Source organism: Enterococcus sp. DIV0682 (assembly GCF_051712685.1).
GTDB lineage: Bacteria > Bacillota > Bacilli > Lactobacillales > Enterococcaceae > Enterococcus > Enterococcus faecalis.
Genome location: NZ_JBIOPK010000001.1, coordinates 921903 through 936416, shown reverse-complemented (window position 1 = coordinate 936416; position 14514 = coordinate 921903). Strand labels below are relative to the sequence as shown.

The window sequence follows — 14514 nt, the reverse complement described above, 5'->3', positions numbered from 1 at the left end:
TGCTCCTTAACTGTTTTTATTTTGATAATTTTGAAAAAACTTTTCTCTGTCTTTCTCCAACAAGTCTACTTTGGTTGCTTGTTGATACGTAGCTAATTTCTCTTTGTAGCATGTGTTGATATAGGCATTTTTGCCAAATTGTGGTGCTTCTTCAAACTGTAAAAGTTGCCCTCCTTCCTTATTAAAAATATAAAAGTATTGGTTTTCGTGGTATCCTTTCACCACGGTACCAACAGCTTTTTCACTAAGAATCTCCCCAACAGACAACGAATAAATATCCTCTTTTTGGATTTCTGCACTCTTCAATTGATACGATGCAATAACAAGATTAGGTAATTTATTTTGCCACTCCAATAACGTCTCCTCATAAGATAGATTCGGAGAGATTGCTTCGGCTATTTTTTCTAATTCTGCTTGCTTACCTGAAAAAGTTGGAATTTCAATTGCTTCAATAAAGTAATCGGTCTTTTTATATTTATCCTCCAATTGCTCAAAGGCCTGCCGCAATTCTTTTTGCGTTGGCTTTTCTTTCTCCATTAATTTCTCTTTTATTTGGTCCTGTAATTGTTGATCTTTTGCATCTAGAAATTGCCAGAGCGTTAAACTGCTCTTTTGGTCTTGCCATTCTTTTTTTTCTTGCCCAAATGTTTGTGAGTGGGCTATTTCTAACTCCGTCGCCAGCTGTTTACATTTTATGTTGTACTAAATCCTTCGTTGCAACCTTCAGTAGTTCCTGAGTGGGTGATTTTCCGTTATACGTTTTGCGCCAGAAATTTTTCCCAAACGAAGTTAAATTATTCTGATCAGAGAATTGCTTCGCTACACGATTCATATTTTTATCGCCATAAACAATCAATTCTTCGACTTGGATTGCTTCGTTATTAATCATACTTTGCTGGCTGGTAGTAAAAATAACGAGCACAAAAATAGCACCTATCAAAAAGCTACTTAAAATAATTATTTTTTTCTTCATTCGTTCGCTCCCTCCACTTTAATAAACAAGGCAAGAACAAAATAAGCAATCCCACCTTCATTCATTTTCCTGAAAATCGAGATTACTTATTAGGTAAAAATTATTTATTCTTTTTTTGCTTTTCATGCAATTTCCCAGTATTTAAATAAATAATCCCTAGGAACAGGACAGGGGTTACAACAAACCCAAACTGTGGCTTCAAAAACATCATTGCAAACATTGAGAATAGTAAAAAAACATTTAGACAGCTGACATACCATTTCCGCAGTCCATAGTAAATTGAAATCCGAAACACATCTTTAAAAGAAGCTTGCGGGTTTCGTACTTGAAAATACCAAGCATTCAGCATAATAGCTAACCCAAAAATTAGCAGAAGGACCATCAATGGAATAAACCATTTACCAATCGTTGTTTTGGCAAAAAAGAATATATCTGTCACACTGATGATGCTACTTCCTAAGCCTAGCAAGCTGATAAGAAAGCCTCTTAACCCAAACTGACGAAACTTTTGGAAAAAAGTTTTAAATGGATCCAGCTCCTTTTCTTCTTTAAAAGTATCGATTAAACCTAAAAGTGCAATCATCCCTGCCCCCATCGGCAACAACGTTACTACAAAAAGTGGGAGGTTTCGTGGATCAATGTCTAAGCTAATCACCGCTATGAAAAAAGGAATGTTCACTAAGAGAAGCCCTAGATTACCGATAAATAAAATGTAAAGCCAGCGAAAAATTTTCATATAGATATTATTATCAAAGGTTTGCTTAGTAAACATTCAAACTTCCTCCTAATTCTTCATTCCAGATGTAGCAATACCTTCAACAAAGTATTTTTGCATTGCTAAAAAGACAATCCCTACTGGTAAAATAGAAACCACTGATGCGGCCATGATTAAGGCATATTCAGCATCAAATAAACCGACGAACATTTTCAAACCTAACTGAATCGTTTTATTCTCAGTAGAAGATAAATAAATGAAAGGTCCCATATAGTCATTCCATGTATTCACAAAAGTAATAATCGTGAGACTAGCTAAAGCTGGTTTGGTTAATGGTAAAATAATTTTCCAATAAATTCCCCACTCACTTAACCCATCAATCCGCGCGCTTTCACATAGTGAATCTGGAATACTGCTGTAATATTGTTTCAGTAAAAAGACCCCAAATGCATTAAATGCTTGTAATAAAACAAGTGACCATAACGTGTCAGTCAAACCTAATTGACGCATCATAATAAATTGTGGAATCATATACGATTGCCAAGGAATAGCAATTGTTGCGATGTACGTAATAAAAAGTGTATCTCTTCCTCTAAAATTCATTTTTGAAAAGCCATATGCTGCAAAGCTTGAAGTAAATAGTTGAATAATCGTAATCACAATACTTAAAAATAACGTATTTTTAAAGAAAGTTAACAATGGAATGCGTTCCCAAATAACGGAATAGTTTTCTGGATGCCAACTTTTAGGAATCCATTGAATTGGAATGGTGAAAACTTCATTGTTTGTTTTAAATGATGCTGAAACCATCCAAATGAAAGGCACCAAAGTAATTAACGCAAGTAAAGTTAAGAGAATGATTACAAGGATCCCACCAGGTGTGACTTTTTCTGCTTTTTTCGTTTTTGCTTTTCGAGTATTTTCTTTTTTTGAAAAAGTTGCTTCCATCTTTTCTCCTCCTAAACTTTCTCTTGATGTTGATTCCATTTAAATTGGGCCACAGTAATCGCTAGAACGATGATGAATAAGACCATCGCAATGGCTGATGCATAACCAAAATTAAATTTGACAAAGGCTTCATTGTAAATTTCGTAAACTAACACATTCGTTGCACGTCCTGGTCCACCACCAGTCATAACTTGAACTAAGTCAAACACTTTGAAACAGTTAATTACAAGCATGATAGTCACGAAAAAGGTCGTTGGTCGTAGTGAAGGTAAGGTAACATTTAAAAATTGATTCCATTTACCCGCGCCATCCATTGACGCTGCTTCATATAATTCTCTTGGCACACTTTGTAAACCAGCTAAATACAAAATCATATAATACCCCATAAAGCGCCACACACTAACGATGATAATTGCTGGTAAAGCCCAAGTAGAACTAGATGTCCAGCCAGGAGGATTTTCAATAAATAATTTCAAAAATTGATTAATTGGTCCCATTGTTGGATGAAATAGCATATTCCAAACGACCGCAATCGCAACTAATGACGTTACATAAGGAAAGAAAAAAGCCGTTCTAAAAAATTTCATCCCTCTAATTTTACGATTCAACAAAATCGCTAGTCCTAATGAGCAAATCAATGTTAACGGAACAACACCAATCGTATAGATAAACGTTTGTTTTAACGAAATCCAAAACGTATCATCATGAATCATTTTGGTGAAATTTTTCATTCCGACAAATTCAGGAGTTGAAAAAGAATCCCAACTCATAAAAGCTAAAATCAGTGAACAGATAACCGGGATTAAAGTGAAGAGGAAAAAGCCAATAAAGTTTGGTGCGATAAAAGATAACGCAGTCCACGTATTTTTTCGTCTCAATTTATTTGCTGTTTTTGTTTTTGAAGTAATTTCCATAATTGTATTCTGTTAAGTGAACTTAACAGGCCCTCCTTCCAAACTCAAGCTACATTCTTTATTTAAAAAAATAAGCTGAAATTCATTGTAGGTTACTCATTTCAGCTTATTTTTTTCATCAATCTTTTGTGTTTTTGCAGGAAATAATAGTTAGTCTATCTCTGCTTTGACACGTTTTTCCATGTTAGCAATACCATCTTTTGGTTTTTCGTCGCCGACCATAATTAAATCATGTTCTTCTTGTAATACTTTATCAATTGCGGCACCGTTTTTATCAGATGGGAAGTCTAAATTAATTGTATCTGGGTTAAAGGCTTTTTGTGAGACTTCATCTGAAGGCATTCCTTTTCTTGCAAAGTAGATTTTGTCAATTTCATCTGTTTTATAAGAAGGAACCACCCCTACTTCTGCTAAAAGTTTTGCACCTTCTTTACCTGAAGCAAAGTCTAAGAATTTTTGAGCAGCTTTTTGTTTTTTACTGTTTTTATTAATTGCAAAACTTGTCGGTGAGCCAAAGGTAGTTGCTTTGCCTTTTTCTTGTTGTGGTATTTCGGCAATCCCCCATTCGACATTTGTTTTGCCATCATCAATGTTGGTTAATAAAGTCCCCATGTACCAGCTACCCATGTACATCATCGCCGCTTTTGAATTTTCAAATTGTGATTGATACGTTACTTTTGTTGATTTTGCTGTTCCAAAATCCATTTGTGATTGATCTTTTTGCATTCTCAATGCGCGATCATAGTAAGTTTCCATATAATTGTATTTCGGTTCAATTAAATTGGCATTGTTTTGAGCAGCGGCAATTGCTTGAACCGTTGAGCGCCAAGTATGTTGATAGGCACCATATACTTGTTCTTCTGGTTTAGATAATTTTTTCGCTAACGCTTCATATTCATCCCAAGTTAAGTTATCGGGATAGGCAATTCCGGCTTCATCAAACATTTTTTTATTGTAATACAATACCCAGAAATCTGTACGGTAAGGCTGAGCATAGGTTTTACCATCGATTTCATACATCTCGTAACTTGCTTTGGCAGGTGCGATATCTAAATCTTTAACGTGATCGGTTAAATCCACCAATTGATTGCGTAGCGCGTAATTAGAATATGAAAGTAAGTTTTTCATGGTTAAAATATCCGTCGTATCTCCTGATGAAAGCATCGTTGTTACTTTTGTGTCATAATCATCTGAAGCAATGTCCACCGGTTCAATAGTGATATCAGGATTTTCCGCTTCAAAAGCTCTGAATAATTTCTCAAATTCTGGGGTCGTGTCATAATTCCAAGTAGTTACTGTTAATTTTGTTTTGCCATCTTCACTCTTTTCAGTTGCTTTCTTTTCACTTGAACCACCACATGCTGTTAAAGTTACTGCCGCCACCGCTAACAACGCTGCCGCTGTTAAGCCTTTTTTCCAAAATTTCATTTGTACTACCTCCGCTATTTATTATTTTTTAGGAGTTTTCCTCCATGAATTACCAAAAAGAATACCAGCTTTTCGCTAAACGAGTTAACGCTTCCAAATAAAAGTAGTCGCCCCAAATCATGCATTCATCGACTCCTGTATTTGTTTTTTTATCATAGACACCATGAAGCAATAGGCCGTTCGACTCTGGTCGTAAAACCGTTGTATACTTTTCCGCTAATGCTTGTAATAGTTCTAGCGCAACCTTTTCATAATAGCCATGTTTTTCATCATTTAATGGAAGCTGACGAGATAATTCTAGTAAGCCACATGCAGCAATTGCAGCAGATGAGCTATCACGTTCTTCTTCACTCCCTTCATTGAAAATTAAATCCCAGTAACAGATTTTGTCCTCTGGTAATTCTTGAATAAAGTAATCAGCAACATTTTTTGCTGTTTCCAGAAAACTACTATCTCCTGTATATAAATAACTTAACGTAAAGCCGTAAATTCCCCAGGCTTGGCCGCGAGCCCAACAAGAATCGTCTGAGTATCCTTGCTGCGTCTTACCGTATAAAGCTTCGCCTGTTTCCGTATCAAAATAATACGTATGGAACGTGGTGTGATTTTCTCGCACAATATATTTTTGTGTTTGTTTCGCATGATTGTAGGCAGCTTCATAATACTCTTGCTTGCCAGTCATTTTTGCTGCAAAGTATAATAATGGTAAATTCATTAAACAATCAATAATCATTCTACCTCGTTGCTCTGGATCGTCTAAATTCCCCCAAGCTTGAATAATCTTGGCTTTTGGTGAATAACGTTTCATTAATAAGTCCGCAGCTTGCAAGGCCATTTCTTTTGAGGCCTCATGACCATTGACTTGATAATCGGCAATTGCTGTTAAAATATACAAAAAGCCTATATCATGTGTTTCCAGCTCAATTTGTTCATCCAAGCGATGTTGAAAAGAAGCCATCTGTGTGGTAATCACTTCATCGAACTCTGTTGAATTTGTTAATTCCTTTGCTAAAAATAACATTCCTGGCCAAAAGCTGGCCGTCCAGTCAATATTTTCTTCAGGATAATAAATTTGATTTAAACTTGCCGCGGGTGGAACTAATTCTTTAAATGTCTCTAAATTTCCTCGAACTTTGTTTAAAGCAAAACTGATTTGCTTCGGCAACCACTCAATCTGTCCATTTTCTGTCATTGTGTATTTCTCCCCCTAATTCCCCAAAATTACAACTTTTTCTTCAACTAAAAGCTGATTTTCTTTTAACCTAACTTTAACTGGCTCAATTTGTTCATTCGGTAGTACGCCTGTCACCAATGAAATTAAAAGATGTTTCCCTTTCGACAAGTTTGCTTTCAAATATGGCAACTCCGTTAACGGATAAAGTAAATTTGTATTCGGTTCTGTCCGAATAATCGCAGCTTCAGAAAAACCGTTGATATTTTCTACTTTTGACACACCTTTTGCATTTTTTACCTCAGCCATTTGATCAGAAACACAAGTGACCTTTTCATCGAAGAGCGGGATTGAGAAGCCACCTTCATAAGCCACTAATGCACGTTGTGTCTCAATTTCGTGGATCCGTAAATGCTGGCCTTCTAATGGTACAATTGTCGTTTTGATTGCTACATCGGACCAAGGATACCATTGATGAATGATACGATCATCAAGAATTTCGTACTGATCATCTAATCCCTTCGTGCGGAAATAATGGTCGTCTTCAGCTAAAGCCAAGCAATTATCATAAGCACCTTCGTAATACCAATAATCACTCTTTATAGTACTGAAACCAAAATGGGAAGAATAAACAAATTTACTATATTTATCATGCGCATGAGCTTGATAATTAATAAATTGTCCCGCTGGAAACATTAAACCATGTGTCCCTGCATCATTTACTTGATAGTAGTTCCGACTTTCTGGTGAAGGTAAGTGTTTTTCTGGAAAGCTAATAGGCTGTGTTTCTGCTTGCCAATAAGGATGATCTTTTGGAACCGCTAACAAAATAAATGTTTTAAAGGCCCAATAAGGTGAACCAGGACCATTATAGCCTTCAGCAAAGACCATATTTTGATAATCATAACCTACCGACAATAATCCATCTGTTGTAAAAATATCTTTGTTCATCCATTGATGAAGATGTCGGCTGATTAGACCTTTGATCTCACCCCACGGCAATGCTTCAACATCTGCAAAAACTAAGGCACTAAAAAATGACACTTGAGCAAAACGATACGTTAAGCTACGTCCAAAGGGAATCGCTTCTCCTGGCTGAGTAAACCAATATTTAAACTCTTGCGCGAACAAAGTTGCTCGTTCCTTCATAATAGCCACTCTTGCGGTATCTTCCGGGGCAAAACGACAATACAATAAACTATAATAATGAATAGCGAAAGAAACATAATAATCAACTTGTGTCTCGACTCCGTCATAATACCAACCATTACCGACATAAAAACGATCAATTACAGCCAAATCAACAGCGATCTGTTCTTTTGAATACGGCATTTCACAATGTTTCATCGCTAAATTCAGCAACACTCTAAAGAAATGCCAATTATTTGGCGGAATAATGTTTTCATTGGCTTGTATCAGCCAACTGTGTAAATTATTTTGCTGTTCTTTTGTTAGCTGGTCCCACGTTTTTTCTTTGTTTAACAAAAGAAATGTACTTAATGCTGCCATCTCAACAATCAATTGATCATAATCTTTTGTTTTTCCCCAATAAGATGAACTCTCAGGATCGGTGCCTTCGATAATTCCCGTTAGAAAGTCATTCAAATACTCACTTTCATTTTGCGTTACATAAGGACCTAGTCCCCATAATGGTCGTAAAAATGCCTCCGCATCACGTGTTCCTTTAGAATAAACTGTCCCGTGTGTCCCTAAATCCAGATGACCTTGATATTCTCGATCAAAAAACAATTCCAGTGGCGCTAATAAATCTTCAAATCCTTCTGCAACTTCTTCGTATGTTTCAAAAGGATTCTGTCTAATTCGTGGCTGAATCATGATTCTCCTCACTTTCAATTAATGTCCCTTTCAAAAAGCCGTAATATTCTCCGTAAACTGTCACTTCGTCACCAATTTTCAATTTTTTCTTTTGCTCATTAAAAACTTGATATTTACTAGAACCACTTTTCAAAATAAAACGATCACCTTTTTTTATTAAACTGGAACGACTGTCGCTCTCAACAATCTCCCCTTTCAAAGAAATATATTCATTTAAACGAACGTCACCATTTTGTAATTCTGTTTCTGAATAAGACTGTGCCGTTTCCTTTAGATTTTGAAGAGATTCTTCATCAAATTCTTTTTCACCGGATTTACAACCTGTTAAAGCAAGTAAAATTAGTAAAAAAAGTGAAAATCTTTTCACTAAACCACCTTCTCCATCGAATTAAAGCGCTTTCTTTGACTTTATAGTATATTTTTTTAGTTAAAAAATCAATAGTTTTTGCTAAAAAAAAGTAAAAAAAGCTTTTTCTTGCTTTTTTTTACTAAAAAGAAATATACTATATGCTATAATAGTACTTGAGAAGGAGGCATTTAGAATGGCAACTATCACAGATATCGCAAAAGTCGCGAATGTTTCAATTTCAACTGTATCGCGAGTTCTGAACTATGATCCAAACTTATCCGTTACAGAGGAAACCAAGCGAAAAATTTTTGAAGCAGCAGAAACCCTGAATTATACGAAATATAAAACTAAAAATAAAAACAAACAGCAGGAGCAACTGACACCTAACCTTTCCGTACAAACAGCTCCGCAAGAGCCTTCGATTGCCGTCGTTCAGTGGCGTTCAGATGACGAAGAACTAACGGATATTTACTATATGTCGATTCGTTTAGGCGCTGAAAAACGGGCCGAAGAGTTAGGTTACAATATTCTAAAAGTTTCTCAATTGGAACAACATAACCTTCAAGGGATTGATGGCATTTTGGCAATTGGTAAATTCACTCAAAAGACGCTACAAGAGTTGCAGCAACTGCATCCAAACCTTTGTGTAATTGGCAGTAATTTCCCATTGGAAGAATTTGATTCTGTAAATACTGATTTTTATCAAGCAACCGAGATTGCCTTAACCCATCTTTTGGAATTGGGCCACGAAAAAATTGCCTTTATTGGTGCCGAAGAAAGCGAAAATATGTATGGTTTCCGTCGTTATAAAACGCCGACAACCAATGCTTATCTTGACATTATGCAGCATTATCACTTGTTTAACGAAGATTATTTTATCTTAAAAGAAAATGGCATGTTGGATGTCAAAACGGGGGAACAATTGACAGAAGAAGCGTTAGAGAAATGGGGAAATGATTTACCTACTGCGATTCTTGCTTATAACGACGCCTTTGCAATCGGTGTGATACATACGTTAGCCGCACACGGTATAAAGGTTCCTGAAGAAATTAGTGTCATGGGGATCAATGATATCTCTATTTCTCAATATGTCTCACCGCCGCTATCCTCTGTCCATGCCTTTACTGAAGAAATGGGCGAGACAGGCATTAATTTATTGCACAAACGAATTCAAATGCCTAGCATTCCTCGTAGAGTCCTGTTAAACACAGAATTGGTTGTCCGCCAATCGACAACTAGCCCACGCCAGAAATAAAAAATAAGGACCGCTCCTATAAAGGAACCGTCCTTATTTTTTATTTGTTTTGACCAAATAATTCAATTTGTGTTAATGCTGGAAATGGTGATGGTTCATCTGCTTGAATTAACTCTGTTAGTATCACCCACTCCACTGCCCGTTTCGCAAAGGTAAAGCTCTGGCGTTGCTCAGTCTTAACAGTTTTAAAAACTTCATGTGTACCGTCGGAAAATTTTAAAGTCACTTGTTGCCAATAATTATCATGGGGAAAGTCCGCTCGTAATGTTAAGATCACTTTATCCAACAAGACTTCACGCCCAAATTCAATTTTTAATGCGGCATCTAACTGCTGATTAATCCCCCATGATTGATAAGGATACGGCCCATGATAAAGATTAGCGAAGGTACCATCAATCGCATTGCAAGCAAAAAAAGTGGCATCATTTCGCGTTTCCACGTTGGCAGATGCATGAGGATACGCACCAGTAAAATGTTGTAAATCATGCGGATTTAACGCCCAATTACGATAACTCTTAATTTCTTCTTTAGTGGCAATACGCACACTTATATAAGGTTTCTTGGTTTCAAAACGATACGCTGCTCGCGCTTCGATAGCGTTTTCATTTTTTTTGATTGGAAACGTCCATTTTTGTTCTGGAACATAAATTAAACTGCTATCAAGCGTAGCATCTAACTTCACCATTAAATAAGTATTGGGCGTATCTAAACAAACTTGAATCACATCGCCGTCTTGTAATTGACAATCCCGAGCAGCTAAACAAACAAAATCTTTTCCTGTAATAGTTAACTCTTTCAAAGAATCTGAATCATCTATCTTAGCTTTTCTAATTTCTTGTTCTTGATTTAAAATCGATAATGAAATACACGTCATATGCTTCCCTCCTAATTTTACCTTTATTATATATTATTTTAGTAAATTAATCTATTTTTTACTAAAATAATAGTTGATTAAAGAATAAATATTTAGATCAAAAAAATAAAAAGGCTTTTCTTAAAAGTCTCAGACTGTAGACAAATACGTTCAACATTCAGAAAATAGAGTGTTGAGCGTATTTTTTTAACTTAGTATCAAAATCAAAGTAAAAAAATAAAGGCATTCGCCTTTTTCTAGCCCCACAGGGCTAATTTCTTTAAATTCATTACAGCAAAAATTATTCTCGTATGCACTGCGACTTTTTCCAAAGTTCGGTATTTTGTCCAGCGCATCCCGTGCTTCTCTTTTGCATCAGCAAATACTCTTTCAATGGTTTCTTTACGTTTGCGGTATGTTTCTCGATTGAAGGAAGTATGACGAAGATGTTCTGCATTCTCTACCCCAGCTTGCCAGATATGACGAGTCACTACTTTTTGATGATTTTGACTTCTTGTGCACTGTTTCAATTGCGGACAATTCTGACAAATGTAAGATTTTGACTTATATTCACGGTATCCCTCTCGAGTAAGTGTAGAAAAACGTAAGGGTTGATTTTCAGGGCACAGGTAACAATCGTAGTATTCGTCATAGACAAATTGATTTTTGGCTAGTAACGTTCGATCACCTCTAGGTCGTGTATATGGAAGAACAGGATGAAGATTTCTCCGTCGGAGAAATTCTATAAAAGTGGCAGTTTTATACCCAGCATCAGCAGCCACAGCATGTATCGCTGGAAATTTAGTACAGATAGAGGCAACTAAATCAGGAGCAATTTGACTATCATGACGGTTACCAGGCGTCACAATGACGTCTAAAATGAATCCGTGTTCATCACAACCAGTATGAGCAGAATAAGCAAATTGTTTTTCTCGTTCTCCTTTTACATAATATCCACTCTCCGGGTCTACTTTACTTACTTTTCGTTCTTTCATCTCACTTTCTGTTGGGAAAATAAAAGGTCGCTTTCCTGCCTTGATGCGTTCCTCGTTAATTTCTTTCTCTAATTCTGATTGATAGGCTTTTGCTTCAATATGCGTCATTTCTCTAGTAAAATGATGCTTATTTGCATTGGCTTTGATATGAGTAGAATCCATATAGAGAACATCTTCCGTAATCATCCGAGCCTTGACAGCTTGTTCCAGTATGTAGGCAAAGATATCTTCAAAGAGTGTGGTATCTCGAAAGCGGCGAACATAGTTTTTTCCAAAGGTAGAGAAATGCGGAATGGTTTCATTGAAATCGTAGCCTAAAAACCAACGATAAGCGACATTAGTGTCTATTTCTTTTATCGTTTGACGCATGGAACGGATACCAAAGAGATATTGAATGAAGACGATTTTTACTAAAACCACAGGATCAATACTTGGTCGACCTAAGGTCGAATAAGTTGATTCAACAATTGGATAAATGAAGGTAAAATCGATTGCTTTATCTACTTTTCGAATCAAGTGATCTTTTGGCACAAGATCTTCCAAGGAAATCATCATGTATTGATCTCTTCCATTCATTGGATGTTTTGACATCATTTTTTCCACGCTCCTTTAAAACGTTTTCATACATTAAGTATAAAAGAAAAAACTGTAGACGTCATCCCCTTTTTGGGGACTTTGTCTACAGTCTGGCTGTCTATTAATTATAGACAGTTTTTTTACTATCATGTGTTCAAAAATTCTTCCTTCCAGCTTAAAAGTTTAAGAGCAAAAAAAGTTTTACTTTTCCATGCAAAATCATAAGAAAGGATTAAATGGGTTGTAGATATCCAAAAGACTAAATCTCAAACACATAATAGCCAACTACATTTAATGGAATCGAACCATTATTACAGAACCATCATGCAAATAATCTACATTTCTTTATAAATAAACAATTATCAGCCCGCCTCTTACCCCCACGGTTACACTGCATCTTGTAAACAGCTTGGTTATCCCGCCATCGCAAGTGGGTTATGAGCTTTGATAAAGGGTATACTACCTAAAAGTTTGGTTATTGAAATCAGTAGTATTGGCTCAACCCTGTACGCATGAAATGCGCCTATTATATCCAGTTATATAGTACACAAGATTATTTTTTTTACATTCCTTTTAAAAACTGCTGAAACTCACATTCAGGTATTTTATGGTGTCTACGAATTTCTTCATCACTCAAAAAAGTTTTTAATTCTAAATATCCTTTTTTCGTCAATGGCTTCGTATTTCCGTTATAATATTCCTCGAATTGTCGTAGTTTCCAAAAAGGAATTTTCAAGATATTCATAATTGCTTTACGAGGTCTTTTAGTTTCGTATAATCGAACAAATCGCTGATATTTACTCATATGTTGAACACTTTTTAGCTCTATCCAACAAATCGTTGTTCGCTTCGCTTTTTGTCCTTTTTGTTTTAACAACTCGTTTGTTCGATACTTTACAATTTCAAATACTGTTTGTTTCGAATCATTCAATGTTTCTACTTCAAAACCAAACATTTCTAACGAAGTATCCTCTTTGTATACGATTGTTTCTACGAACCACTTAAAGACTTTCATACATCTCTCCTCAAACTAAAAAAATATAGTGCAGAGGTTTTTATCAACCTTTGCACTATAAGTATAATCTGCCCTTTTGATTTTAAAATTAACTAGCCATAAGGGTTTAATTTATATATTGACTATATACCTCTTTTCTTTTTCGTTCTTTTCTATACTAAATCCTAAAATCATAAAAAAGAAAGCTGAGATAACAAGGATACTCGTAATAGTTTGAGTTATCCTTAAATTACTTAAATGAAAATTTAATAAAATATAACAATAAATCATTACCGAATGTGCGTTAAAATCGCATTTTTTCATATAGAGATAAGCAAGTTTATATATTTTCCCTAAAAGAAACATCCCTATTATTACACCTGGAATCCAAAAGTTCATGTACATAGTACCAATTGTTTCTGGAGGCCACGATGATGGAAACAATTCTTTAAATGGCATTGATGGTTTGATATTCCTATTCCCTTCTGCAAGTGTCCTTATATAGACCCCTTCATCTACAGGCGGCTTCTCGGGCATAATAGAACTAGGGATGGGAGCAGATAACAAATCTTTAAAACTGCTGCCTAGCCATATGTTACTAACATCAAAATGATTAGTTATAAACAAGTAGGTGTCAATGTAACTTATCTCTTTTGTAGATTTTCCAATGTTATCCTTCACTTCGCTCGCTAAATATTTAGGATTATTTAGAAGTGTTTCTATTCCATCAGGACTTCTTAAAATAGGTATTCCAACAATATAAATTACTAAAAGAGGAACTAACAGCCATATCTTTTTAGGTATTTTTTTTAACCTTTTAACTCCATAATGCCAAGAGATCAAACTAAACGTAACTAATTGAAGCGTTTGTTTTCTTCCTCCTAAAGATGTTAAGAGAAAAGCTACAAATAAAATTAATAACAATAAAAAGAAATATTTAATAAATGATTTCTTATATTTGAACGTATATATATAACAAACAACAGAAATCGTTAATGAAGTTGTTGTCAGCGACAAAAGATATCCATTGCCAGCTGTCATTTGAGTTCTAATATTAAGGTTTGATGTTAAAACACTAAATCCGCCTACACCTCTCAAAAAAATTAGATAGCCTAACATACCAACAAAAAAAGACAGCAAAGTTCCCACAATATATCTTTTTCTGTTTTCTGATTTAGGAAGGCCAGGTAAGTTTGAAAATTTTTTAATCATAGGTACTTTCATACCAAAATATAAAGAAAACGCACCTATCAATAAAATTACGACAAAATATATTATTTCTTTAGGAATATTTTCTATGCCAATTTCTCGTAATACTTGTGGTTGGATGATGTAGACATCATTTGCAATAGAAAACAGATAAGGCACAGACGTGATAATTAGAAAAAAAAATGAAATCGTTACTGGATTAAATAAATCTTTACCTGCTTTTGTCCATTTTACTAACGGAATCATTAATATTAACAACAGTAAAACTGTTATAAAAAATAGCATAAAATATAATAAC

General features: G+C 35.2%; 12 protein-coding genes and 1 pseudogene. 1 reads left to right on the top strand and 12 read right to left on the bottom strand.

All coding sequences use genetic code 11. The annotated features are described in order from the left end of the window. Positions 1-6: 6 nt before the first annotated feature. The 8 genes and pseudogenes from IGK96_RS04565 to IGK96_RS04530 form a co-directional block, all read right to left on the bottom strand. Positions 7-973 (bottom strand): annotated as a pseudogene (locus IGK96_RS04565) (hypothetical protein). Between the two features lie 100 nt (positions 974-1073). After that, on the bottom strand, positions 1074-1745 hold the full coding sequence (locus IGK96_RS04560; protein WP_002389950.1) for a hypothetical protein: 672 nt from the start codon (positions 1743-1745) through the stop codon (positions 1074-1076). Positions 1746-1757: 12 nt separating this feature from the next. After that, positions 1758-2675: a carbohydrate ABC transporter permease gene (locus IGK96_RS04555; protein WP_002383582.1), complete on the bottom strand. Its 918-nt coding sequence runs from the start codon at positions 2673-2675 to the stop codon at positions 1758-1760. After that, complete coding sequence (locus tag IGK96_RS04550) at positions 2648-3550, bottom strand: carbohydrate ABC transporter permease (RefSeq protein WP_002356840.1); 903 nt, start codon at positions 3548-3550, stop codon at positions 2648-2650. The genes IGK96_RS04555 and IGK96_RS04550 overlap by 28 nt, the downstream gene beginning before the upstream one ends. A gap of 150 nt (positions 3551-3700) precedes the next feature. Then, the gene (locus IGK96_RS04545) at positions 3701-4978 is read right to left on the bottom strand and encodes an ABC transporter substrate-binding protein (RefSeq protein WP_438755888.1); all 1278 of its coding nucleotides are present in this window, start codon (positions 4976-4978) and stop codon (positions 3701-3703) included. 49 nt (positions 4979-5027) lie between these two features. Further along, complete coding sequence (locus tag IGK96_RS04540; RefSeq protein WP_002356837.1) at positions 5028-6170, bottom strand: glycoside hydrolase family 88 protein; 1143 nt, start codon at positions 6168-6170, stop codon at positions 5028-5030. A 15-nt stretch (positions 6171-6185) separates the two neighbouring features. Further along, positions 6186-7985 (bottom strand): DUF2264 domain-containing protein, encoded by a 1800-nt coding sequence (locus IGK96_RS04535; protein WP_010823826.1) that lies wholly within the window; start codon positions 7983-7985, stop codon positions 6186-6188. Next, entirely contained in the window at positions 7966-8352 is a 387-nt protein-coding gene (locus IGK96_RS04530; protein WP_002356835.1) for a hypothetical protein, read from the bottom strand. Before IGK96_RS04530 ends, IGK96_RS04535 begins: the two co-directional genes overlap by 20 nt. Positions 8353-8527: 175 nt before the next feature. Here IGK96_RS04530 and IGK96_RS04525 point away from each other — a divergent pair, with 175 nt between their 5' ends. After that, a complete protein-coding gene (locus IGK96_RS04525; protein ID WP_002356832.1) occupies positions 8528-9589 on the top strand; it encodes a LacI family DNA-binding transcriptional regulator in 1062 nt (353 codons plus the stop codon). Positions 9590-9629: 40 nt separating this feature from the next. Here IGK96_RS04525 and IGK96_RS04520 read toward each other — a convergent pair whose 3' ends face one another. From IGK96_RS04520 to IGK96_RS04505, 4 genes are all read right to left on the bottom strand, one after another. Beyond that, complete coding sequence (locus tag IGK96_RS04520) at positions 9630-10463, bottom strand: hypothetical protein (RefSeq protein WP_010709678.1); 834 nt, start codon at positions 10461-10463, stop codon at positions 9630-9632. A gap of 236 nt (positions 10464-10699) precedes the next feature. Beyond that, complete coding sequence (locus tag IGK96_RS04515) at positions 10700-12031, bottom strand: IS1182 family transposase (protein ID WP_010709679.1); 1332 nt, start codon at positions 12029-12031, stop codon at positions 10700-10702. 544 nt (positions 12032-12575) lie between these two features. Next, on the bottom strand, positions 12576-13028 hold the full coding sequence (locus IGK96_RS04510; RefSeq protein ID WP_014862282.1) for a hypothetical protein: 453 nt from the start codon (positions 13026-13028) through the stop codon (positions 12576-12578). A gap of 111 nt (positions 13029-13139) precedes the next feature. Continuing rightward, entirely contained in the window at positions 13140-14501 is a 1362-nt protein-coding gene (locus IGK96_RS04505; protein ID WP_104837105.1) for an O-antigen polymerase, read from the bottom strand. Between the last annotated feature and the right edge of the window lie 13 nt (positions 14502-14514).